The organism is Mycobacterium sp. IDR2000157661, from assembly GCF_022317005.1.
GTDB lineage: Bacteria > Actinomycetota > Actinomycetes > Mycobacteriales > Mycobacteriaceae > Mycobacterium.
In genome coordinates, this window is sequence record NZ_CP081006.1 from 16,210 (window position 1) to 38,313 (window position 22,104).

Annotated in this window: 22 protein-coding genes and 1 tRNA gene; 7 read left to right on the top strand and 16 right to left on the bottom strand. The window is 67.0% G+C overall.

The window, feature by feature from the left end; genetic code table 11:
• Positions 1–84: 84 nt before the first annotated feature.
• The 5 genes from K3G64_RS01000 to K3G64_RS01020 form a co-directional block, all read right to left on the bottom strand.
• Positions 85–3,147 (bottom strand): MMPL/RND family transporter, encoded by a 3,063-nt coding sequence (locus tag K3G64_RS01000; protein ID WP_238888351.1) that lies wholly within the window; start codon positions 3,145–3,147, stop codon positions 85–87.
• 110 nt (positions 3,148–3,257) lie between these two features.
• Positions 3,258–3,686 (bottom strand): DUF6188 family protein, encoded by a 429-nt coding sequence (locus tag K3G64_RS01005; protein WP_238888352.1) that lies wholly within the window; start codon positions 3,684–3,686, stop codon positions 3,258–3,260.
• 75 nt (positions 3,687–3,761) lie between these two features.
• Positions 3,762–4,433, bottom strand: coding sequence for a TetR family transcriptional regulator (locus K3G64_RS01010; protein ID WP_238888353.1), 672 nt, complete (start codon positions 4,431–4,433; stop codon positions 3,762–3,764).
• A complete protein-coding gene (locus K3G64_RS01015; protein WP_238888354.1) occupies positions 4,430–4,900 on the bottom strand; it encodes a PaaI family thioesterase in 471 nt (156 codons plus the stop codon). Before K3G64_RS01015 ends, K3G64_RS01010 begins: the two co-directional genes overlap by 4 nt.
• Before the next feature lie 324 nt (positions 4,901–5,224).
• A complete protein-coding gene (locus K3G64_RS01020) occupies positions 5,225–6,418 on the bottom strand; it encodes a cytochrome P450 (protein WP_238888355.1) in 1,194 nt (397 codons plus the stop codon).
• A gap of 64 nt (positions 6,419–6,482) precedes the next feature.
• On the opposite strand from K3G64_RS01020, the gene K3G64_RS01025 reads away from it, so the two are divergent.
• Positions 6,483–7,085, top strand: coding sequence for a TetR/AcrR family transcriptional regulator (locus K3G64_RS01025; RefSeq protein WP_238888356.1), 603 nt, complete (start codon positions 6,483–6,485; stop codon positions 7,083–7,085).
• A gap of 161 nt (positions 7,086–7,246) precedes the next feature.
• Here the strand turns inward: K3G64_RS01025 and K3G64_RS01030 are convergent, their stop codons facing one another.
• From K3G64_RS01030 to K3G64_RS01060, 7 genes are all read right to left on the bottom strand, one after another.
• Complete coding sequence (locus K3G64_RS01030) at positions 7,247–7,810, bottom strand: recombinase family protein (RefSeq protein WP_238888357.1); 564 nt, start codon at positions 7,808–7,810, stop codon at positions 7,247–7,249.
• A gap of 183 nt (positions 7,811–7,993) precedes the next feature.
• Positions 7,994–8,449 carry a flagellar hook-length control protein gene (locus K3G64_RS01035; protein WP_238888358.1) on the bottom strand — a complete coding sequence of 152 codons (456 nt, stop codon included), beginning with the start codon at positions 8,447–8,449 and terminating at the stop codon, positions 7,994–7,996.
• Positions 8,446–8,916, bottom strand: a complete 471-nt coding sequence (locus K3G64_RS01040) for a hypothetical protein (protein ID WP_238888359.1) — start codon at positions 8,914–8,916, stop codon at positions 8,446–8,448. The genes K3G64_RS01035 and K3G64_RS01040 overlap by 4 nt, the downstream gene beginning before the upstream one ends.
• Before the next feature lie 578 nt (positions 8,917–9,494).
• Positions 9,495–11,498: an AAA family ATPase gene (locus tag K3G64_RS01045; RefSeq protein ID WP_238888360.1), complete on the bottom strand. Its 2,004-nt coding sequence runs from the start codon at positions 11,496–11,498 to the stop codon at positions 9,495–9,497.
• Between the two features lie 107 nt (positions 11,499–11,605).
• Positions 11,606–11,836, bottom strand: coding sequence for a helix-turn-helix transcriptional regulator (locus K3G64_RS01050; RefSeq protein WP_238888361.1), 231 nt, complete (start codon positions 11,834–11,836; stop codon positions 11,606–11,608).
• A 113-nt stretch (positions 11,837–11,949) separates the two neighbouring features.
• Positions 11,950–12,798 carry a hypothetical protein gene (locus K3G64_RS01055; protein WP_238888362.1) on the bottom strand — a complete coding sequence of 283 codons (849 nt, stop codon included), beginning with the start codon at positions 12,796–12,798 and terminating at the stop codon, positions 11,950–11,952.
• Complete coding sequence (locus K3G64_RS01060) at positions 12,795–13,016, bottom strand: helix-turn-helix domain-containing protein (protein ID WP_238888363.1); 222 nt, start codon at positions 13,014–13,016, stop codon at positions 12,795–12,797. Before K3G64_RS01060 ends, K3G64_RS01055 begins: the two co-directional genes overlap by 4 nt.
• Positions 13,017–13,069: 53 nt before the next feature.
• Between K3G64_RS01060 and K3G64_RS01065 the strand changes: the two genes are divergently transcribed.
• Positions 13,070–13,675 carry a hypothetical protein gene (locus K3G64_RS01065; protein ID WP_238888364.1) on the top strand — a complete coding sequence of 202 codons (606 nt, stop codon included), beginning with the start codon at positions 13,070–13,072 and terminating at the stop codon, positions 13,673–13,675.
• The gene (locus tag K3G64_RS01070; protein WP_238888365.1) at positions 13,672–14,853 is read left to right on the top strand and encodes a tyrosine-type recombinase/integrase; all 1,182 of its coding nucleotides are present in this window, start codon (positions 13,672–13,674) and stop codon (positions 14,851–14,853) included. The genes K3G64_RS01065 and K3G64_RS01070 overlap by 4 nt, the downstream gene beginning before the upstream one ends.
• A gap of 80 nt (positions 14,854–14,933) precedes the next feature.
• Here the strand turns inward: K3G64_RS01070 and K3G64_RS01075 are convergent.
• From K3G64_RS01075 to pgm, 3 genes are all read right to left on the bottom strand, one after another.
• Positions 14,934–15,006: transfer RNA gene (locus K3G64_RS01075), tRNA-Ala, on the bottom strand.
• Between the two features lie 55 nt (positions 15,007–15,061).
• The gene (locus tag K3G64_RS01080; RefSeq protein ID WP_238951024.1) at positions 15,062–16,315 is read right to left on the bottom strand and encodes an MFS transporter; all 1,254 of its coding nucleotides are present in this window, start codon (positions 16,313–16,315) and stop codon (positions 15,062–15,064) included.
• Positions 16,316–16,347: 32 nt separating this feature from the next.
• Positions 16,348–17,994 (bottom strand): phosphoglucomutase (alpha-D-glucose-1,6-bisphosphate-dependent), encoded by a 1,647-nt coding sequence (pgm, locus tag K3G64_RS01085; RefSeq protein ID WP_238888366.1) that lies wholly within the window; start codon positions 17,992–17,994, stop codon positions 16,348–16,350.
• 120 nt (positions 17,995–18,114) lie between these two features.
• Between pgm and crcB (K3G64_RS01090) the strand changes: the two genes are divergently transcribed.
• From crcB (K3G64_RS01090) to K3G64_RS01100, 3 genes are read left to right on the top strand one after another with little or no spacing between them, the layout of a single operon-like run.
• Complete coding sequence (gene crcB, locus K3G64_RS01090; protein ID WP_238888367.1) at positions 18,115–18,513, top strand: fluoride efflux transporter CrcB; 399 nt, start codon at positions 18,115–18,117, stop codon at positions 18,511–18,513.
• Complete coding sequence (gene crcB, locus K3G64_RS01095; RefSeq protein ID WP_238888368.1) at positions 18,510–18,875, top strand: fluoride efflux transporter CrcB; 366 nt, start codon at positions 18,510–18,512, stop codon at positions 18,873–18,875. The genes crcB (K3G64_RS01090) and crcB (K3G64_RS01095) overlap by 4 nt, the downstream gene beginning before the upstream one ends.
• Positions 18,872–19,948 (top strand): DUF190 domain-containing protein, encoded by a 1,077-nt coding sequence (locus tag K3G64_RS01100; RefSeq protein ID WP_238888369.1) that lies wholly within the window; start codon positions 18,872–18,874, stop codon positions 19,946–19,948. The genes crcB (K3G64_RS01095) and K3G64_RS01100 overlap by 4 nt, the downstream gene beginning before the upstream one ends.
• Before the next feature lie 16 nt (positions 19,949–19,964).
• Here the strand turns inward: K3G64_RS01100 and K3G64_RS01105 are convergent, their stop codons facing one another.
• Positions 19,965–20,594: a GNAT family N-acetyltransferase gene (locus tag K3G64_RS01105; protein ID WP_238888370.1), complete on the bottom strand. Its 630-nt coding sequence runs from the start codon at positions 20,592–20,594 to the stop codon at positions 19,965–19,967.
• A 94-nt stretch (positions 20,595–20,688) separates the two neighbouring features.
• Between K3G64_RS01105 and K3G64_RS01110 the strand changes: the two genes are divergently transcribed.
• Positions 20,689–22,101 (top strand): CYTH and CHAD domain-containing protein, encoded by a 1,413-nt coding sequence (locus tag K3G64_RS01110; RefSeq protein ID WP_238888371.1) that lies wholly within the window; start codon positions 20,689–20,691, stop codon positions 22,099–22,101.
• Positions 22,102–22,104 lie beyond the last annotated feature (3 nt).

Consider the following 22,104-nt stretch of genomic DNA (forward strand, 5'->3'; position numbering starts at 1 on the left):
CCGACCCTGACCGGCACTCGGCTGAAGCGCTTCATCACCATGGGCTAGCAGTGTGTCAGTTGGCAACCGACGCCGACTCACGTGTCATGGGCGGCGGGTAGCCCGTTGTGGCCACCAGCTGGCTTCGCGCAGGAGTGTGGCGATGGCGGGGACGGTGAGGGTGCGGACCAGGAAGGTGTCCAGCAGAAGTCCGCAGCCGACGATGAAGCCAACTTGGATCATGATGGCAATTGAGCCGACCACGAGGCCGAACATGCTGGCGGCGAAGATGAGCCCGGCTGAGGTGATGACGGAGCCGGTGTTGGCCACGGTGCGTAGCACGCCGACGCGGATGTTGGTGCCGGATTCCTCACGTAGCCGCGAGACGAGCAGCATGTTGTAGTCGGCGCCGACGGCGACGAGGATGATGAACGCCAGAAGCGGTACGGGCCAGGCGATTTCGTAGCCGAGTCCCCATTGGAATACCAGGACGCCGATGCCCAGTGAGGCCAGGTAGTTCAGCACGACCGTGCCTAGCAGGTACAGCGGTGCCAGCAGGGCGCGCAGCAGCAGTACCAGGATCAAGCCGACGATGACCAGAGTGGCGATGACCAGTTGGGCGAAGTCGGTCCACAGCAGGCGTTGGAGGTCGGAGTTGACGGCGGGAAATCCCGCAACAGACACGGTGGCTTGGGCCAGTGAGGTGTTGGGGCGGGCGGCGTTGGCGACGTCGGTGATCGTGTGGGTGAGCTTCGTGGCCTCGGCGCTGTAGGGGTCGTGGTGAGATTCGATGGCGAAACGGGCAGTCTTGCCGTCGGGGGACAGGAATTGCTTAGCGACATCGGCGAATTGGCGGTTTTCGAAGGTGTTGGCGGGCAGGTAGAAGCCGCTGGAGGAGTCCGAGCCCGCACTCGCGCGGGCCGAGTTTTGCAGTTGCGTGGCGATCTGGCTCATGCCCGACAGCATCTCGATGTTGCTGTCGGCGAGCGTGTGAACCCCGGTGGCCAGCGCTTGGGCGCCGGAGGCGAGTTGGCTGATGCCGTCCTGGAGGCGGCCGATGTTGCCGGCCAGATCGGCGGGGTCACCGAGGGCTCCGAATGCCTTGTTCATGGCGGCGACGGCGGTTTGGACGTTGGCGAGGGTGCCGGCGACGGTGGCGTTGGTGGCGGGGTTGTAGCGGTCGCCGAGGTCGGCGACCTGGGTGAAAAAGCCGCCGTTGCGTAGGGTCACCAGGATCTGGACCTGGTCGCGGATCTGGGCGCATTGGGGTGTGGTCGCGCACCACGGGGAGGTGTTGAGGGCGCCGACGAGCGGATCCAGCATGGCGATGGCGTTGGCGGCTCGGTCGGCCAGGGGCCGCAACCCCGGCCCGGATTGGATGGCCTGGTCGACCGCTGGTGCGGTGGCCGAAAGTTGTTGCAGCAGGGGCCGGAACCGCTGTATTTGCGTCCCGGCGGTTTGGGCTTGGCTCAAGATGCCGCTCAGCGGGGTCAGCGCGGTGCGCAGGGTGGTGTCGAGTTGGGCCAGCCCGGCGGCGAGTTGGTCGGCGCCGTTGGTGAGTTTGGCCAGATCGGCTTTGCGGGCGTTGCCGTCGGCGACGGCGCCGGCCATCTTGTCGCCGATCTGTTGGTTCTGCCAAGCCAATTCGGCTTGGTCGAGCCGTTCGCCGGTGGGGCGGGTGACACCGGACACCTTGGTGACACCCGGAATCTGGGAGACACGGGAGGCCATCTCGTCCAGATCGGCCAGCCCTTTGCCGGTGCGCATGTCGGTGGGGTTTTCGACCAGGAGGAATTCGGTGATGACAATGTCTTTACGGAAGTGGCGGTCGAGCAGCTGGTAGCCCTGGTTGCTTTCGGTGCTGGCGGGCTGGCCCCTGCGGTCGTCGTAGCTGATCTTGATCGTCGCGGCGACCGCCGACAGCGCGATGAGGATGACCAGGCTGATGGCCAGTAGCGGAACCGGCCGACGGACCACGGCCACAGCGACGCTGTTCCAGTAGCGGCGGGTGCGGTCGGGTTTGGGCTCACCGATGCCGCGTTTGGCGGCCAGCGCCAGCACCGGCGGCAGCAGCGTGACGGTGGCCAGGAACCCGAAAAGAACCGCGACAGCGCATGCCGGGCCGAGCGCGGCGAACACGCTGAGCCGGGCGAACACCATCGCCAGGAACGCGAATGCGACTGTGGCCGCCGAGGCCAGGATCACCCGGCCGATGCTGGCGGTGGCGTGGATGACGGCCTGCTCGGCCGGCACCTGCGCGCGGCGCTGCTCGTGGTAACGGCTGATCAGAAACACCGTGTAGTCGGTGCCCGCACCCAGCAGGATCGCGGTCATAAACGCCACGGTGAACTGCGAGACGGGCATGCCCAGCTCGCCGAGAGCCGACAGCACACCGCGCCCGACTGCCAAGCTCACCCCGATCACCAGCAGCGGCAGCAGCGCGGTGACCACCGACCGGTACACGATCAGCAGAATCAGCGCGATAAGACCCGCGGTGGCGATCGAGATGAACACCAGATCGTGCTCGGCGGAGGCGATCTGGTCGCGGAATGTCGCCGGCGGACCGGTCACGCGCACCGTCGTGCTGGAGTCGCGAAACGCCTCAGCGGCGATGTCACGCACGGCTTCGACAGACTCTGCGGCGGTGGGATCACCCAGCGTTCCCGCGATCCCCACCGGTAGGTACCAGGCCTTTCGGTCCTGGCTGACAGCTTGGGCTTCGGTGACCGGGTCGGCAAGCAGGTCCTGTACCAGCAAGACGTGGTCGGTGTCGGCGCGCAGCCGCGTCACCAGCTGCTCGTAGCGATCCCGTGCCGAAGGGGTCAAGCCGGCGGGGTCTTCCATCGCGACGAACACCGCCGTCTTGGCACCCTGCTCGCCGAAGGCCGCGCTCATCCGGTCCACGGTTTGAAACGAGCCCACATCACGCGGGATCAGGTCCACCGACTGCTGCCGCACCACAGTCTCCAACTGGGGAAACAGCAGCGCCAGCACGACCGCGACACCGAGCCACGCCCCGATCACCAGCATCTTGTGTCGCACCGTGAACCCAGCCAGCGCCGCCAGCCGTGCGCTGTACTCACTGGAGCGGGCCGGATCCGTCGAACGGCCGTTTCGCGGCCGAAGTGTCGTTGCGGTGCCCGAAACATCTGGATCGCTGTCGGTCACCACACCTCCATCCGAAGCGAGACTATCGGTATCGCTACGCTACTAGCAGTGCCATAGTGGTCCGCAACCCCTGCCTGGGCGGGCAAGCGATTCGGGCGCGTCTCCGACCGCTAATGACGTGCGGCGACATCGGCGTCGGCGTCGTCGGGGATGTCGTGGCGGACCACCCGGACCCGGCCACGCGGCAGGCACGCCATGTAGCCGTGGTGTTTGCCGTAGAGCTCCCAGGCGGTGGCGTGTGCGTCGGCGTCGACATCGATGCGGTGCCCGCGGGAAAAGCCCAGGTGTAGCGCGCCGTCGTCGCCGTAGCGTGCGTGCGTGCACACCGCGCCCGCCAAGTCCAGCAGCGGGCGTTCATGCTCGGCGACCCGGTAGGGATCGATGAGCACTTCCTCGGCAGGAAAGTCACCGGTGGCGGGCAACGTGAGCCGCAGTGGGCAGGAGATAACCAGCTCGTTGTAGTCATCGAGGTCCAACACCAGCCCGTCGTGCAAAGACATCCGCTGCACAACGCAGTCTTCGATCCATTGGCTATACATCGCGCCTCCTTCGACACGTCATCGGGTCGTTCCTCAAATGGTACGGCAGGTAGCGCTGCGATACCACCAGTAGCGTTAGCTGCCGGCGCTGATGGAGCTCAGGCTGTCGAGAACCCGCCTGGTAGCCCGCTCGATACGGTCGCGTGTCTCAGTCGCCGAGGCCCGTTGGCCGATGAATGCAGTCAGGTTCGCCAGCCAGATGTCGGCGATGACTTCGGCGACCCGTTGGTCTAATGGGTCGGGCTTGCCGCCGCCCAGCGTGCGGGCGAGCAGGCGTTCGATCACGGCGGCAGCCTTGTTGACCGCCGCGGCGTCGCTGGTATTGGCGACAACGAAGGCCCGGGTCATGGCCTCGGTGAGAAGTGGGTCGCTCTGCCAGCGTTCGTGCAGATAGGCGGTGAGCCGGTCCAGTCGCTGCTGGGGTGCGGCGGCGCTGGCGGTCCAGTCATAGCTGGCGTCGAGGCGCTGGAATTCTCGGGTCAGTGCCGATACCAGTAGGTGGGTCTTGGACGGGAAGTAGCGATATAGCGTGCCCACGGCGATGCCGGCGCGCTGGGCCACCGTGCGCATCTGAACGGCCTCATAGCCGCCCGCCGCGGCCACGATCAGCGCCGCATCCAAAATCGCCTCCCGGCGACGGGTCGACACGTGCGAGCGTGGCGCTGGTATCGCGTGCGGCGGGATCGACTGCGAATCCGCCTGGGCCCGTTGCGCTTTCAGGTGCGCGCGGGTGTCGGGTGTGGTCACGATGTCGAGTCGTGTGGGTCTGTGCGGGGTCCGCTGCTGCGCGCGAATTGCTCGAGCTGGCCATCGAACGCGGCCAGATCACCATGGGCGGCGAAGTGGTCGGTGGTCACCACGACGAACACCGCGCTCGCGGTGAACCGGGTGACCCCATCAGTGCTCGTGCCCGTCCCGCTGACATGCAGGGCGCGGCCCTCCCGCGCGGTGATGTGCGCGGCGATGCGATGCGGTTGATGCAGTGGTACCGGCAGCAGGTACTCGACGGTCAGGCTGCGCGTCACCGCCGGCGTTCCGGCGATCCACAACGTGAAGCCCAGGACGTCATCGCACGCGGCGGCGACTGCGCCGCCGTGCGCCAGACCGGGCGCCCCGATGTGGCGTTCGTCGAAGGTCACATCGGCATACACCTCGTCGCCGCAGCGGTACGCCACCAGATGCAGGCCGTGGGGATTGTCCGGGCCGCAGCCCATGCATGTCGGAGTATGGGAAGGCAGCAGCTCCGCAGGTGGTGCAAGCGAACGGTCAGGTACAACATCGCGATATGGCAAGTGGTCGGACACCCCAAACCTCCGGTACGAACAGTTTCGCTGCGATACCGTTGGTACCACATCTGCGGGCTGGTGGGGAACTGTTGGCCAGAAACTTGGAAGCGGCGCGGTGAGTAAGCAGCGGCCAGCCGGACGATGGCGCGCCAAAGGACACCGAACCCGTAACCACGTAGGTCCAGTCCCGTAATCATTCGGTCCGCGACGGCGGTACTCCGCTCGCCGTCGGTTGAGGCTCGTGCGCCGGGATTAGTTCGTCGACGAGGTGATCGGCAGCGAGAGATAGCCGCGGATGGGCCCCGAGCGCAGCCGTATTGCCGAATCGAGATCGACCTGCCAATCGGGCACCCGCGACAGGAAGGCGTGCAAGGCAATTCGAGCCTCCATCCGCGCCAGCGCAGCACCAAGGCAGAAATGGACGCCCCGGCCAAAACCCACCTGGTGTTCGGGTTTGCGATCGATATCGAAGACGTCCGGGTGCGCAAACACCCGTTCATCGCGGTTGGCCGAGCCAAACAACAGAAGCACCGAGTCCCCCTCGGACATAGTGATGCCGTGCAGCGTCACGTCGGTGGTCAGCACCCTCGAAAGTCCCTGCACCGGTGAGTCATAGCGCAACAATTCCTCGACCGCCTGACCGAGCAGTGCGGGGTCGGCGGCCAGCCGATGACGACTCTGCGGATGCTCGGCAAGCACCACCGTGGCGTTGGCCAACAGGTTCGTGGTGGTCTCGTGGCCCGCGATCAGCAGGAGCAAGCAGAACCCGAGAAGTTCATCGTCGCTGAGCTTCTCACCGTCCACCTCGGCGCTGACCAGAGCCGACATCAAATCCTCACGCGGCGTCCGACGACGGTCAGCCAGGAAGTCGGCGAAGTATGCATATACCGCGGCTGCGGCAGCAAGGCCTTCCCCCACCTCGCCACGGGCCGGGTTTGACTGAATCAATGTGCTCGACCATTGCCGGAACTGGGTGCGGTCCTCGCGCGGAACACCTAACAGGTCAGCAATGACCATGGCCGGAAGAATGCCCGCGAAATCAGCGACGAAATCCACCGTCCCGCAGGCCAAATCGAGTTTCTCGACCAGCTGCTCGGCCAACTGCTCGATACCCTCGCCGAGGGCAGCAACGCGCCGAGGGGTGAACGCCCTGCTGACCAAGGCTCTTAGCTGATCGTGGCGCGGTGGATCCATCATGATCATCATCGGCAGGAATGATTCCAGGAACGGCGCGTCCGGCGGCGTCGGAAAAACACCATTGACTGACGAATAGGTGTGATGATCCAACAATGCCGCGCTGACGTCGTCGTGGCGACTGAGGACCCACGTGTTGGAGGCCTCCGCCCGATACACCGGGACCTCATTACGCATCAACCGGTATGCGGGGTAGGGATCGTCCTGAATGTCCGCATCGAAAGGGTCATAGCGAATTTGCACCGTCGACATATGGAACTCCCGCCACATTGCAGAACGTCGGTTTAAACTCAGAGTCTAATTGACAGGAGAGTCAATGCGCGAGGTTCCCGCTCAAATTGCCCAACGGCTGCCCGCGGCAGCCGCACTGTTCGCCGAGCGCGGTCTCAACGACACCAAGATCGAAGACGTCGCCGCAGCCACGGGAATTGCCAAAGCCACCCTGTACTACTACTTCGCAGGCAAAGAGGACATCCTCGCGTTCTTGCTCGAAGACGCCCTGCAGCAGGTGGCCAACGAGGTGACCACGATCGCGACCGGTGACGGTACGGGCGCCGACCGCCTTCACCGCGCCATCAGCGCGCAGCTACGGGTGATGGCCCAACGCCCCGCCGCCTGCCGCGCCCTGATCGGCGAACTGGGCCGCGCCGCCCGCATACCCGTCATCGCTGACATGATCAGCATCGCCTACCTCGAACCCGTCGAGACCCTGCTTCGGGAGGGAGCCGCCGACGGTTCCCTGGTTGCTGTCGACAACGCCCGGGCTGCAGCCATCGCGCTGTTCGGCGCCGTTACGACCAGCGCCCTGACCTACCTCATTACCGACGACGCGCTAGACGAGGGCCTCGTCGCGCGCGCCATCGACGATGTGGCGTTTACCGGCCTGCGACCACGGAAACCGCGACAAGAGCCGACATGAGCGGCGGCCCGCCGCTCACAACACACGCGTCGGCCCAGCATGTTCGTCCTGGCCACACCCAGAGTCCCCTGACGTTGAGCGATGCCGATAATCGGGACCGAAATGCACGGCAAGATGTTGCCTCGAGGCAGTCCTAGAGGCGGCGCGTCGCCGGTAAGACGTCAGGCGGCGGTGCCGTCGGCGAGGTATCGGTACACAGTGGCGCGAGAGACGCCGAGCATCTTCGCGATGTCGGTGGCGGCAATGCCCTTGCCGCGCAAGTTCCGCGCCTTCGCGGCATCGGCGTCGTCGACCTTGCGGGGGCGTCCGCCCTTACGTCCGTTGGCGGCTGCCGCAGCAAGCCCAGCGCGGGTGCGCTCAATCATGGTGTCGCGCTCAAGTTGGGCGAATGCCGCCATGATCGTGAGCATCGCCTTGCCCATCGCGCCCTCGGTGTGAAGGCCCTCGGTGATGCTGCGGAACCCGATACCCCGCGACATCAGGTCGTCGACGACGGCGAGGACGTGCTGAGTGTTGCGCCCAAGCCGGTCAAGCTTCCATACAGCGAGCACGTCGCCTTCGCGGAGATGATCGAGGCACGCATCGAGACCCGGTCGAGCTGAAGTCGAACCGGAGACACCCTGGTCACGAAAGACGCGATCAACTCCGGCCTGGCGCAGCGCATCGAGTTGCAGCGCCATGTTCTGGTCGGCGGTCGATACCCTCGCGTATCCGATGATGGCCATTGCGTCCCCTGTCTCACAAACCCGTTGTTGACCGGGTTATGAGAATATCAGTTATGAGACGGGTTTTCTAGACAGTCAGCCCGGCCAATCGATGCAGGTCGAAAAATACCGCGTGGCCGCTGCGGTTGGGTCGCAACAACCCATCGTTTTCGAGACAAGTCCTGACACTTCGAACGAGTTCAGCTACCCGAGGATGCGACCGGGCGACCATCCCGCCAGCGGGTCATACCCGCCGGCCCGACGCGGCAGGGGGACGGTCTCAAGCTCGGCGATCGGCTCTGCCACAGACTTGGACTGGCCCTCCTCGGCAGTCGGCTCCTCACTCGTGAACGACTCCGGCTCGGACAGGGTCTCGTCAGCGTCGGACTCGCTGATCGGCTCACCCGCCCGCCTACGCATCACCGCCGCCCACTCGCTCAGTTCTTCGGCAGTCAAAGCGCCCAGCGCGATGACCTGGCGGGCAACATCGGCCTGTAGGCCCCAGGCAGGGTCATCCGGCCCGACGACGGTGCCGAACACGTCGCGAAGCTCGCCCACCGCCTGCTGTGCCAGCGCCGCCGGGTCGAGTCTGCCCTGCGCAACGTCCTCCGCGACGCCCATCGCGGCGGTGATGGCATCGTGCTTTGTCATCGCGGTCATCGTTGTATCTCCTTCGTCGCCGGCATGTCGATCACCTCGGCATCGACCACCGACAGAAGCCGCTGCCGGGCGTCGGCGATGATCGCGGAAGGGTCTTGGACGACGTTGACGTTGACGCGCTCGGGTTCGTACAGCCCGCCAATCTTCGCCAGTTCGGCCTCGTTGCGTACGATCTCGCGGTTGAGCGCGATTAGTGTGTCGTCGTCGCCAGCCGTGAACGCCGACGTGAAGCGTGCGGTCATCGCGCGGGTGCGGGTCTCGATGGCGAATTTGTGCGACTCGACTGAGGTGGCGGTCGGCTCACGACGCAGCCGCTCGACGTGACGGTTGACGGCGGACTGCGCCGCCCCGATGGAGCGGTAGCCCAGGCGGTCGCACACCTCGCGCCAGGAGTACCGCGACGCCCGAAGCTGGAACGCCTCGGCGGCGCGCTCCTGGCTGGCGTGCCTCGACATCGTTGGAGCCATACCGCATTCCTACCGCAATAGGGTGCAACGATTTTCGGCTCGCGAAGGATGGAGCGGGCGGGGGAACGGGAGCCGCCGCCCCCCGATGATGCGGTCGGGCGGAGCTGGTCGAGCCGCCGCCTCCGCACACCGACATGTCGAACGGCAACGTGTGAGGGTGCCGCCGCCTCTGACTGCACCGAGGACTCAGAGCGAGCGACGCGGTCGGATAAGTCGGGTTGTCCCTAACCCCATGTCCCCCTACAAGTAGGGGGGACAGACACATGGGGGTGGTGGGCTGTGGGTGGGCCCCGCGTGGGTACGGGTGGTTTTTCGCAGGTCAATCCACGTGACCTTGCAAGTAGGTAGGGATGGGTGCCACGTCGCCCGGTGGACCCCCAGACCCACCCCGTTCCCACCTCGGCCCACGGACGCGAGAACGTCCTGACCTGCGTGTTTCCTCCCGAAGGGGTCGAGGCGTGCCCACCTTGGCGAGGCGGCGAAGTGGGTGCGGGTGGATATTCGCAGCTCAAGGCTCTTGTTTCGGCCTGGGTGCGGTGTCTGGGCGGCGGCTGAGTACCCACCGCCCGCCCGACCTGTTATGCAGCCGGAGCCGTGCCTGTGTCGCCGCTGCCGTCGCCCGTCAGCGCGCTGATGGCGGCGGGGTCGGGCGGCGGGTAGTCCACCGGCTCGTAGAACACGTGCCCGAGGGGGTCGCGCTTGGACTCGACCAGCTTCTGGTGCTCGACCAGAAGCTTGACCGCTGCAGTGGCGGGGTGCTTGCTGCACACCCGGCGCACCTTGCGCGTGGTGCCCTGCGGGGTCCGCTCCTCGCCCACGACGTCGTTGGCGATCTCGGCCAGCCGCGTCTGGGTAAGGCCCTCGCCGGGGATGCAGTTCTCCTGCGCGAGCGCGTATATCTGCTTGACGTACGCCGCGCCCTTGCCGGTCCATTTGTCCATCGGCAGGTCAGGGTCCGCCGCGTACGGATCAGCACCCGGCCCGAGCACCAGAGAGTCGTCACCGACGGGCAGGGCGACCTTGGCCGCGCGCAGCCGATACGGCCCCTCGACCGCATCGTCTTTCATCTTGCCGACCTCGACAGTGACCTCCATCGCGGTCGGGCTTTCACGCAACGCGATCAGCTGGACGTCCACCGCGTTCAGCCACGCCACCGAGCCGCGCGCGTTGCGCGGGTCCGCCTTGGTGGTGTGGTGCAGCACCAGCACCGCCGCGCCCGTGCGCCGCATGAGCGTGTCGAGCTGCGCCACGGCCCGCCCCTGATCGGTGGCGGAGTTCTCCTCCAGCCCTACCGTGCAGCGCGCTTGGGTGTCGAACACCACGAGCTGCGCGCCGGTCTCGATGACCTTGGACAACACGTCGTCCATGTCGCGCTGCGAGCCGAGCTGTGCCGCGCCCTCCAGCACCGTGAAGTTGGCGAGCACCCGGCGGCGGTCAATGCCGCGCTGTTGGCACCAGGCCCGCACCCGCTTGCTGATACCGCGCGCACCCTCACCGACGACGTAGAGCACTGGCACCGGCTCGGCGACACCGAACCGCGCGGACCCGGCGAACGGGGTTCCAGTCGCCAGCGACAGTGCCATGTCCAAAGCCATGAAGCTCTTGAGGGACTGCGACATGCCGATCAGGTGCACGAGCGCGGCGGCAGGCAGCAACTTCTCCACCAGCCACGCGCTGCAGGGAAGGTTGTCGAGATCGTCGAGGGTGCGCCACCGCCGGTTCACCGGGTTCTGGGCGGCGGTTCCGCCGGACTTGTGCAGCGCCCGTGCGTCGGCGAGGTCGGCCCAGGCGGCGCTGCGCTCCTCGGCGTTCGCTGGCCGAAGCGCCTTGACGCTTTCCACCGGGACGGCGAGCTTCGGGCCGACCAGCTCGGCGGCGGTCACAAGGTAGGTGTGCTCCTCGCGGCGGTGCTTCCGCGCGGCGGCTCCCATGTTCCAGGTGTCTCGATTGAGCTGCTCGATCATCCTGCGGGCGGCGTCGGCAGCAGCGATCCCGCACACCCGCTCGATCTCGGCGAGGCTGTAGGCGGTGTACGGCGGGACGCTGACTTTCTTGAGCACCTGTTGCTGCTGGGAGCGTTCTCGCTTGCGCGCCTCGGCTTGGTCGGTCAGCGCCTTGAGCACGGCCTCGGGGTCGGAGATGTCGTCATAGAGCGTGGCCGTGGCGATGAACTTGGTGACCTGCTCGCGGGTGATGCCGTCAAGGTCGGGCGAGATCACAGCCGCGAGGATCGCCGGTATCGCCTCCAGTTCCTCGAATCGGGTGCCGTCGCGCTCCATGATGGCGTTCGGTGCCGCGATGCCGATGGAGTGCTGGCGTCCCCAGGTGCGCAGCGCTTCCCACTGCGCCTCATCGAGGTAGGGAGCGATCTCGTCGCCGGGCTCCGCGCCCAGGGCGTCGGCCACCATGTGCACCGGGACCGCCCGAGCCAGTGTGTCCAGCTTGGCCTCGTCGGGGCTGTACCGCTGGACAGCGGCGGGACTAACCGCGTCGACGGTGTACGGGTCACTCCCGTTGCGGTTGCGCCCGTTGGTGTCCGCCGATCCGGCTCCGTTGCCGCGTGGGGCGGTATTCTCGGTCATGTGGTCCCTCTCGGGGTCATTTGCTTCGGTTCTTGGCGGGGCCGGGCTGTCGTTGGAGTGGTGCCAGGCTTGTCAAGCGCGCCGAGCCTGGCATCGCTGTTTCTAGGTCAAAACCTCAGCGGCGCATACGGTTCGGGGTTGACGGTGTGCTCTGCCAGCCACGCCTCAAGGTCGGACGCCCGGTAGTACACGCGCCGACCGAGCTTCACGTAGCGCGGGCCGGTTCCGGCGAAGCGCTCCTGAGCCAGGGCGTTCTCGGACATGTGCCGGTGCTCGGCGACGTGCCGAGGTAGGAACAGGGCGTCGGGGTTGGCGAAGCTGACATTGACGGCGGTCATCGGTCGCATCTCCATCCTTCTTAGGGTCGATGTGGTTGGCTTTGTCGACGTTACGGAGGCACCATGCAGAGTTCTGGCGGCTTGCGGCTGAGTTATCGACGTTGTTATGTGTTCTACCCGTGGATATTTCGCGGTTCCGCGATTACCTGCTGAACCCGCACGTCCATCTTCTGCAACTGCGCAACGGCGTTGGTGATCTCGCGCCGGATATTTGTGACCCGACTATCCTTCTCAGCGAACCAAGCGCAGAACAGTTCGTCGTCGGCGAGTTGATTGAACCGCTGTACCTTGTCGGGCAGTTCCCGCAACGCCTTGCGCACCGGCGTGAGTACGGAGGCGAAATTACCGAGGGGCGACGGTCTGGGGGCGGGCTTGTACCTGGGGTACGACCTGCCGTCCGTGCCTGTCACTTTGCCATCGGGTGCCGCCTCGACCACCTCGACGTCACTCGGATCATCAGACTCAGCCGGTGAGGTGTAGTGATTCACTACACCGGAATTCTTGAGGTCTCGCTGCACGGTCTGATCGGAGATTCCGATGGCTGACGCGACCCCCCGAATGGACAGCCCGGCTTCACGCAGCGAGCACACGACGTCCTGACGTTCCTCCAGTGGCAGACGCAACCGAACCGATCGGAACTCGGCGGCGCAATAAGCGTCCCACGATTCGTAGCCCAGGATGTGCCAGGCCCTTTCGGTGTAGGCGCGGACGACTTTGTCCCACAGGGTGGCTTCGTCCACCTTGATCTCATCGGTGAGTTCACGGGCCTGCTCAACAGTCATTCCGCAGGCTGTCTGGACGGCCAGATTGCCAGCCTCGTGGACGAACACGGCGGCACCGTCGGTGGTGCCAATGTCATCAACCGCCTGCGTTGGCGCTGCGGCGATTCTCGACAAGATCTCGGCGACCCGATCTGTCTGGCCAGGACTGGTTTCGGTCAGCGCACCCAGCGGCGCGCTCACTCCGCCCCGCCCAACATCTTGAGCAGCGCCAGCGCGGGGACTCGCACCCGCCGGGTGCCCAACTGAATCGTGGGCAGCCGTCCCTCGCGCGCCATCGTGTAGCCGTACGCCCTGCTCACGCCGAGGCACCGTGCGGCCTGTTCGATGCTGATTGTCGGCGGGCCACTACGCAATTCATCCAGTGTGGGGGCGCTCTTGGTCGTTTCGGTCGTGTTCATTTCTTCAGGGAACCCTCTTGTGTGCTTACTGTCCAGACTGTAGATTCACCTTCGTGAAAAGCGTGGGAGGTGACTCACCGGAACCGCAGCGTGGCGACGTCGTGTCGATCGAGAGTGGGGAACCGGACCACGGCGACCATTCCAGCGGCCCGCTCGGTATCGGGCCACCGCCGGAACCCGATAGCCGCGTACGAATCCGCTTGCACGACTTCCCGTTTACGTTCGTCGTGCGGGTGTCGACCGACAAACGCACTGGCCCGCAGGTGGCCGAGCTGACGATCGCCGCCGACGACGGCCAGGCCGTTGACTATGCCGCGATCCGTGCGGTGCCGGTGCGCCGACTGGCTCACAGCGCCGCGCAGTGGATCGCGCGATGGGGTGGCCAGGTTGGTTTCGTCGGCGACGTCGCTGAGACCTTCAGCCAGCCCGACAATCCCGCTCCGAAGGTCTACGAGGCGGCGAAGCTCGCGAATAATGCGCTCGCTCTGGGCTTGCCGGTACGACCGTATGTCGCCCAACAGTTGATCGTCAGCAAGACCACCGTCGACCGCCTACTCAAGCGGGCACGGGCCGAGGGCTGGCTTGACGACGAGCCATTACCGAAGCGACCTCAACCTCAGCAGCGAGACGACAAAACCAACCAGGAGAACGGCCCATGACCACCGAGGACACCCAGCCCCGGCAGCGCGGCGATCGCACCGACAGCTCGATCAAGCGGCTGCCGAACGGGAAGGGTTGGCGCGCCCGGCCCACCCTCGGCACCGACCCGGTGACCGGCAAGCAGGTCCGGCCCACCAAGGTGTTCGCCACGAAGAAGGCGGCGCAGGACTGGGTGACCGAGCAGCGCCAGCAATGGGCCTCGGCGACCTGGGCACCGAAGTCGACCCAGACGTTCGATGAGGTCGCCGACCACTGGTTCAAGCTGCGCGACGCCGACTCCTCGATCGGGCCGAACACCGTGCGCGCCGACCGCGAGTCACTGGCCTACGCCCGTCGGGCCTTCGGCGCGGTGCCGGTCCAGAGGCTCACCCCCGCCGCGCTGGCGGACTGGTCGGCCTCGCTGACCGGCAAGGGCGGCAAGGCGCTGGCACCGGCCACCAAGCGCCGCGCGATCGTCCGGCTCAAGTCGGTGATGGCGCACGCGAAGCGGATGCGCTGGCTGACCTATGACCCCTCGGCGGACCTCGACTCACCGGAGCAGAAGGCGGTCACAGCGACGGATGCGGACGACATCTGGACGCCGAAGCAGATGGGCGAGTTCCTCGATCACGTCGCCGACCACCGGCTCGCCGGGTGCTTCGCCCTCACGCTGCTGGGGCTCCGCCGCGAGGAGGTCGGCGGGCTGCGATGGTCGGACATCGACCTGGAGACCGGCGCACTGCGCATCCGACATGCTCGGGTCGACGTCAACGGGCGCGACATGATCGTGCCGACCAAGACCGACCGCAGCGCCCGCGATCTGCCGGTGCCGCCGCGCGAGTTGGCGATGATCAAGGCCATGCGCTCGGTGCACCTGCGTGAGCGCCTAGCGGTGGGGCGACCGCTGGCCGACGCCGATCTGTTGCTGTCGCGCGCCGACGGCACCCCGTTGCCGGTGCGCGAGTACAGCCGCGAGTTCGCCGCCCAGCGCAAGGCTGCAGGGCTCAAGGCGATCACGCTCGGAAAGCTGCGCCACTCCAACATTTCTCGGATGCGCGCGGCGGGCATTGCCGCCGATGTGGTCGCCGCTTGGCACGGCCACACCGAGCGGATGACGCAGGCGGTCTACGGGCGGGTGACCGACGACCGGCTCACCGCCGCGTCAGCGGTGTTTTCGTCGGCGATAGGACAGAGTTAGGACATCCAGCCTGTCGCAGACCCACCCTCGCAAACGACGAAACCCGCCCCGACCAATGGCCGGAGCGGGGTTCCTTATTGTGGAGCTAAGGGGATTCGAACCCCTGACCCCCACACTGCCAGTGTGGTGCGCTACCAGCTGCGCCATAGCCCCTTGAGTCGTGCCCATCGAAGTTACACCAACTGTCGGAAGCCCTCAAAATCGCTGCTCACGGCACTTCGCCGCCGGCTTCGGGGCCGAGTGGACGCATCGGTGTATGCCCGGCGGGCGGTGCACCGCGGGTCTCCGGCGCTACCACCCACCACAGCGCGGCGAGCAGCAGGATGATCCCGCTGACCACGAACGCCGATCCGTATGACGCGCGCTCGGCGATCTGGCCCACCGCGAGCGAGCCGATGATCGAACCGAAGTCGGCCATCATCTGAAATACCGCGACAGCGGTTCCGCCGCGCGCTTTGTTCCCGACGATGTCGGCCACTGCGGCCTGCTGTGGTGACACGAACACGCCCGTCGCCGCACCCGTGATGTAGGCCGCCGCCAGGAAGAGCGGCAGCGACGTCGTGAATCCGACGAGGATCGTGAACAGGGCCGACAGCGCGAGCCCGGTGATGAGCAACTTGCGGCGCCCGATCCGGTCGGACAGGTAACCGCTGGGGATGACCGCCGAGACGTTGCCGATCGCGAACGTCGCCAGCGCCAGGCCCGCGACGCCGGCGCTGTAGCCGAGACCCTCCACCACGAACAGCGGAACCAGCGCGATGCGCAATCCGAACGCCGCCCATCCTGTCGCGAAGTTGGAGAACAGCGCGGCCCGGTACGCGCGGTGACGCAACACCTGCCGCACCGACACCGTTTCCTCGGCGGTTTCGGCCGGCGCGGCGATGGCACTGCCGCGAAGGCTGAAGAACACGACCGCCGCGGCCACCAGCAGCGCGGCGCCGTAGATCGCGAACGGTGCCGCCAGCCCCAGCCCGGCGGTCAGGCTGCCGAGCACCGGCCCACACACCGAGCCCACGAGAAAGCCCGTCGAGAACAATCCCGCCACACGCCCCCGCGCGTTCTCCGGCGAGATGCGGATCATCAGCCCTAGCGAGGACACCGTGAACATCGCCGAACCGAGTCCACCGAGCGAGCGGAACAACAACAACTGCCAATAGGTCTGTGCGAACGCGCACGCCGCCGTCGACAGCGCGACGATGATCAGCCCGCTGATGTAGACGCGGCGCTCCCCCAGCCGCTGCACCAGCAACCCGGCGGGCGGTGCCGCCACCAACCGCATGATCGCGAACGCGGTGATGACGAACGTCGCCGCGCTGATGCTGACCCCGAAGTGCCGGGCGTATTGCGGCAGCACGGGCGCGACCACGCCGTAACCCAGCGCCACCACCACGTTGGCCGAGACCAGCAGCCAGACCTCGCGCGGGAGCCTCGGCTTACCGGTGTCGGTCGGGCCGGCGCCCAATTGCTCATCGCGTGCGCGGTCCGCCTCAGAGCTCACGCAATGACTGTATTGACCACTTCGCGGGCCGCCTCCTGCACCTCGGCCAGATGCTCGGGACCCTTGAACGACTCGGCATAGATCTTGTACACGTCCTCGGTGCCCGACGGGCGGGCCGCGAACCACGCGTTTTCTGTCGTCACCTTCAACCCGCCCAACGGGGCGTCGTTGCCGGGTGCCGCCGTCAGCTTCGCGGTGATCGGCTCCCCCGCCAGTTCGGTGGCCGTCACCTGCTCGGCTGACAGCTTGGCCAGCCGCGCCTTCTGCTCACGGTCGGCGGGTGCGTCGATGCGGGCATAGGTGGGTGCACCGTACTTCTCGGCGAGCGTCTGATACCGCTGCGACGGCGTCTGTCCGGTGACCGCCAGGATCTCCGAGGCCAGCAGCGCCAGGATGATGCCGTCCTTGTCGGTGGTCCACACCGCGCCGTCACGTCGCAGCATCGACGCGCCGGCGCTCTCCTCACCACCGAATCCGATTGTGCCCCTGAGTAACCCGTCGACGAACCACTTGAAGCCGACCGGTACTTCGACCAGCGTGCGGCCCAGACCCGCGACCACGCGGTCGATGATCGACGAGCTGACGGCTGTCTTGCCCACGGCGGTGGAGCCGGGCCAGTCGGGGCGGTGGGTGTACAGGTAGTCGATGGCCACGGCGAGGAAGTGGTTGGGGTTGAGCAGACCTGCGTCCGGCGTGACGATGCCGTGCCGGTCGGAGTCCGGGTCGTTGCCGGTGGCGATCTGGAATCGTTCGGGGTCAGCGCTCATCGTCCGGAGCAATCCAGCCATCGCATTCGGCGAACTGCAGTCCATCCGGATCTTGCCGTCGGTGTCGAGTGTCATGAATCGCCAGGTGGCGTCGACGAGCGGATTGACGACGGTCAGTTCGAGATCGTGTCGTTCAGCGATGGCGGCCCAGTAGTCGACGCTGGCGCCGCCGAGCGGGTCGGCGCCGATGCGGATCTTCTCGGCGCTGATCGCGTGCAGATCAACGACGTTCGGCAGATCGGCGACATACGCGTCGAGGTAGTCGTGGCGCCGGGCGGTCCGCAGGGCACGCGCCAGCGGCACCCGCCTGACCCCTGCGAGCCCGTCGCGCAGGAACTCGTTCGCTCGCTTGGCGATCGCGCCGGTGGCGTCGGTGTCGGCCGGCCCGCCGTGGGGCGGGTTGTACTTGAAACCGCCGTCCCGCGGCGGGTTGTGGGATGGTGTGACGACGATGCCGTCGGCCAGTCCCTCCCGGCGGCCCCGGTTGAACGCAAGAATGGCGTGGCTGACGGCTGGCGTGGGCGTGTACCGGTCAGCCGAATCGATCATGGCGACAACGTCATTGGCGGCGAGCACCTCCAGCGCCGAGGCCCAGGCCGGTTCCGACAGTGCGTGGGTGTCTCGGCCTATGAACAACGGGCCGGTCGTGCCCTGGGCCTTGCGGTACTCGACGATCGCCTGCGTGGTGGCCAGGATGTGCGCCTGGTTGAACGCGCCGTCCAGGCTCGACCCGCGGTGTCCCGACGTGCCGAACACCACCTGTTGGCCGACGTCGTCGGTGTCCGGTTCGACGGTGTAGTACGCGGTCACCACCTGCGCCACGTCGATGAGGTCTTCGGGCTGCGCCGGCTTACCGGCGCGGGGATTGGCCGCCATGCGTCCGATTCTGCTCCATCGACCGGATGTCAGCCGCCACGGTCTGCCCGATCCGCGGATTCTGCGCCGCTTGGTGCCGCTCGATGCCGCTCGACACCCCGATTGGCCATACTTTGCGTTGTGTTCGGACAAGACGGCCGCGAACTGCTCGCGGTATTCATCGGGGGTGCGATCGGCACCGTCACGCGTGCGGGCATTGAGACGATCGTCGCGCCGCAGCCGGGCCACTGGCCGTGGCCGACTTTCGCGGTCAACATCGTGGGCGCTTTCCTGTTGGGTTACTTCACGACTCGGCTGTTGGAACGCCTGCCCGTTTCCAGCTATCGGCGGCCGCTACTTGGCACCGGCATCTGCGGCGGCCTGACGACGTTCTCCACCATGCAGGTCGAGACCCTCTCCATGATCGAGCACGGCCACTACGGTTTGGCGGTCGGCTATCTGGCCGCAAGCGTCACGGCCGGCCTGGTGGCCGTGTATCTCGCGACCGCACTGGTGCGCAGGGTCCGGGTGCGTCGATGACGACTGTCCTATGGACCGGGGTCGTGCTGATGGGTGGTGTCGGCGCCGTGCTGCGGTTCGTCGTCGACCGCGCCGTCGCAGCCCGGCTCGCCCGCGTGTTCCCCTACGGCACGCTGGTCGTCAACCTCAGCGGCGCACTCGTGCTCGGATTCCTGGCCGGCCTCGCGCTGCACCCCCACCTCGCCCTGCTGATCGGCACCGCACTCGTCGGCTCGTACACCACGTTCTCCACGTGGATGCTCGAGACTCAGCGAATCGGCGAAGAACGCCAGGTCTGGCCCGCGGTCGCCAACATCGCCGTGAGCGTTGCGCTGGGGCTGGGTGCGGCTGCACTGGGGCTGTGGATCGGGGACCGGCTGTGACCGACGGACACCTCAAGCTGACCGCCTACTTCGGCGAGCGGCTGCGCGACGGCGACCGCTTCCTCGCCGATGCGCTGCTCGGGGTCTACGCCGACGCCGGTTTGGTCACCAGTGTCGTGCTGCGCGGCATCGCCAGCTTCGGGCCGCGCCATGTGCTGCGCAGCGACCAGTCGCTGAGCCTGTCGGAGGATTCACCCATCGTCGTCGCGGCCGTCGACACGGCCGACAAGATCGGGCCGCTGGCCGACGTGGTGGCGGAGATGACCCCGCGCGGCCTGGTCACCGTGGAGCGGGCCCGGCTCGTCGGCCGTTCGGATGCGACGGTCCCGGACACGGTTCAACTCAACACCGTCAAACTCACGATCTATCTCGGGCGCCAGGACCGGGTGGCCGGCCGGCCGGCGCACCGGGCGATCTGCGCTGCGCTGTATCGACACGGCTTTGCAGGCGCCGCGGTCTTCCTGGGTGTCGACGGCACCCGATACGGACGGCGCAGACGCGCCCGCTTCTTCAGCCGCAACACCGACGTGCCCCAGATGATCGTCGCGGTCGGCGACGCCGCTCAACTAGCTCTTGTGCAGCCTGAGCTCGAGACGATGCTCGACGATCCGCTGTGCACCGTGGAGCGGGTCCAGATCTGTAAGCGCGACGGGGCGCTCGTCGCGCCGCCCACCCCGCTGCCCGACACCGATGACAACGGCAGGCGGCTCTGGCAGAAGCTGGCCGTGCACACGTCGGAGGCCACCCTGCACGACGGAGCGCCGATACACCGCGCGCTGGTGGCCCGGCTCCGTGGCTCCGACGTGGTCTCCGGCGCAACGGTGCTGCGAGGTGCCTGGGGGTTCCACGGAGACCATGAACCGCACGGCGACAAGCTTTTTCAGCTCACCCGCAAGGTGCCGGTGACCACAATCATCGTCGACAGCCCCGAGCGCATCGCCGAAGCCTTCCCGATCGTCGACGAACTGACCGCAGAGCACGGCCTGGTCACCAGCGAGCTGGTGCCGGCCCTGGTGTCGATCGACGGCGGACAGCGCGTCGGCGACACCCGGCTCGCCTCCTTCGAGTACTGAGCGAGCGGCGGCCGTCCTAAGACGCGGGCGCGTCCTGCGTTGTCCGGGGCAGCGCGTAGAGCGCCATCCGTCGATTGGCCATGTCGTGCTCGCCGAGGAAGATGCAGCCGGCGTGTTCGCAGACGGCGCGAGCGCCGGTGTTGCGGTGATCGGGGTCGAACATGATGCGGCGGCAGTCCGGGTCAAGCTCGAAAATGCTGGCGACCACGCGCGGCAACATCATCGGGCCGATGCCGCGGTTGACGAAACGCAGGTCGGCGATCGCGGCATGCAGGCCGATGTCATGCGGATGGGCGTCGTAGCGCGGGCCGATGGAATCCTTGGCGGCACGGTACAACTCGACGTAGGCGAAGGGCTGTCCGCGGAAGTCTGCAACCAGCGGCCGCGAATACTCGCCCGCCAACTGCGCGCTGAGGTAGCGATGCCATCGCTCCGGCGGCCAGTCGTACTCCCAGGCCTCGACCAGATGCGGGCGGTTCATCCATTCGGAGATCATCTCGGCGTCGGCGCCGGCATCGGCGAGCCGCATCTCATAGGGCTCGGCCACCACCGGTGTGGGTGGCGCGGGCACCTCGCGGACCGCATCGGTGGTGTCGGTCAGCTCCCGCGCCAGCGCGGGCGGCGACGCAGCGTCGATGTCGGTCATCGCGGTGGAGTTTACCCGACCGGGGTAAGGGTAGGGTTACCTCTTAGCGTTCAGGCCATGTTTCGCCCGTGGGCCTATCGGAAAGCCTCGGGGCGTGAGCAAACGGCCGGGTCCTGTACTGCATTTCGCAGTCGACGACGGCTTTCGCCTGCCCGACGTCGAATCACTGGCCGGCGGACCGCCCGAGCGAACCACCGTGCAAGTGTGCGACACCTACGTCGACACCGCAGACGCCGACCTGCTCTCCCACAACCTGCAATTGCGCCGGCGCGAGGGTGACGGTGACACGGGCTGGCAGTTGGCGATCCCCGGCGAGGAGGGCCCGCTCGACGTTCGCACCGACGCGTCGGAGCCGCCGTCGGAGCTTGCCGATCTACTGTTCGGTGTGACGCTCGGCAAGCCGCTCACCACCGTCGCGACGATGCGTACGCGGCACGACCGCTACCGGTTCGCTTCCTCGGGCCGAGGTCGGCTCCGGGCCCTACTCCTCGATGAGCGCACACACGCCTCCATCGGTGACCGCATGCTTGCGTGGCGCCAGATCGAGATCGGCTGTGGGCCCGCCGCGCGGTCGCTCCCCGACGATCTCGCCGACCGATTGTCGATGGCCGGCGCCGTCCCGACTCCCGCACAGTCGAAGGTGGCCCGGGTGCTGCGAGTGGATCCGCCCTGCACGGTCGAGCGGAGCGACGCCGAACAGGCGCTGGCCGACTATCTCAGCGAACAGATCGACATCGTCTTCGCGGGCGATCTCGGGCTGCGTCGCGGCCACGATCCGATCCACGACACCCGAGTCGCCATCCGCAGGCTGCGCAGCACGCTACGGGTGTTCGGCAAGCTGCTCGACGGGCCGTCGGCCGACCACGTCGAGACCGAGCTGAAGTGGTTCGCCGGCCTACTCGGAGAGGTCCGCGACTGCCAGGTGCAGATGCGCCGATTCGGCTCTGCGCTTGCCGAACTGCCAGACGACCTGGTCCTCGGGCCGGTCGAAGGCAGGATCAACTCCGAGTTGCGCTCCCAGCAACACCGGTCGCGTGCCGAGGTGACCGACGCGATGAGCGGGGCGCGCTACCTCGACCTGCTCACCACGCTGCAGCGCTGGCGTACCGATCCGCCGTTGGCGGGCCCGCCGACCGCGAAGGCGTTGACCAAGCGGGCCGGGCGGGCGCAACGCAAGGCCGACCGCAGGCTGGCCCAAGCCGTCCGGGCCGGTGACGACGCGCTGTTGCACCGGGCGCGCAAGGCGGCCAAGCGCGCCCGCTATGCCGCCGAGCTCCTGACCCCGCTGAACAAGCGCACCAAGGCAACGGTCAAGCGCTACAAGCGGATTCAGCGGGTTCTCGGCGATCATCAGGACGGCGTCGTCGCAACCGGGACGCTGCGCAGGCTGGCGTTGGTAGCGGGTACCGCACCCGGCGAGAACGGCTTCACCTTCGGGTTGCTCTACCAACGCGAACAGGAGAATGCCGCCGACGCGTTTCGCCGCGCTCGCGAACTCCTCGTCTAGTCC

Coding starts and splice junctions, on each gene's coding strand:
- K3G64_RS01005 (WP_238888352.1), bottom strand. CDS start 3,686: ATGTATAGCCAATGGATCGAAGACTGCGTTGTGCAGCGGATGTCTTTG.
- K3G64_RS01015 (WP_238888354.1), bottom strand. CDS start 4,900: ATGGGCTGCGGCCCGGACAATCCCCACGGCCTGCATCTGGTGGCGTAC.
- K3G64_RS01020 (WP_238888355.1), bottom strand. CDS start 6,418: ATGTCGACGGTGCAAATTCGCTATGACCCTTTCGATGCGGACATTCAG.
- K3G64_RS01025 (WP_238888356.1), top strand. CDS start 6,483: ATGCGCGAGGTTCCCGCTCAAATTGCCCAACGGCTGCCCGCGGCAGCC.
- K3G64_RS01030 (WP_238888357.1), bottom strand. CDS start 7,810: ATGGCCATCATCGGATACGCGAGGGTATCGACCGCCGACCAGAACATG.
- K3G64_RS01035 (WP_238888358.1), bottom strand. CDS start 8,449: ATGACCGCGATGACAAAGCACGATGCCATCACCGCCGCGATGGGCGTC.
- K3G64_RS01040 (WP_238888359.1), bottom strand. CDS start 8,916: ATGGCTCCAACGATGTCGAGGCACGCCAGCCAGGAGCGCGCCGCCGAG.
- K3G64_RS01045 (WP_238888360.1), bottom strand. CDS start 11,498: ATGACCGAGAATACCGCCCCACGCGGCAACGGAGCCGGATCGGCGGAC.
- K3G64_RS01050 (WP_238888361.1), bottom strand. CDS start 11,836: ATGACCGCCGTCAATGTCAGCTTCGCCAACCCCGACGCCCTGTTCCTA.
- K3G64_RS01060 (WP_238888363.1), bottom strand. CDS start 13,016: ATGAACACGACCGAAACGACCAAGAGCGCCCCCACACTGGATGAATTG.
- K3G64_RS01070 (WP_238888365.1), top strand. CDS start 13,672: ATGACCACCGAGGACACCCAGCCCCGGCAGCGCGGCGATCGCACCGAC.
- pgm (WP_238888366.1), bottom strand. CDS start 17,994: ATGGCGGCCAATCCCCGCGCCGGTAAGCCGGCGCAGCCCGAAGACCTC.
- crcB (WP_238888368.1), top strand. CDS start 18,510: ATGACGACTGTCCTATGGACCGGGGTCGTGCTGATGGGTGGTGTCGGC.
- K3G64_RS01105 (WP_238888370.1), bottom strand. CDS start 20,594: ATGACCGACATCGACGCTGCGTCGCCGCCCGCGCTGGCGCGGGAGCTG.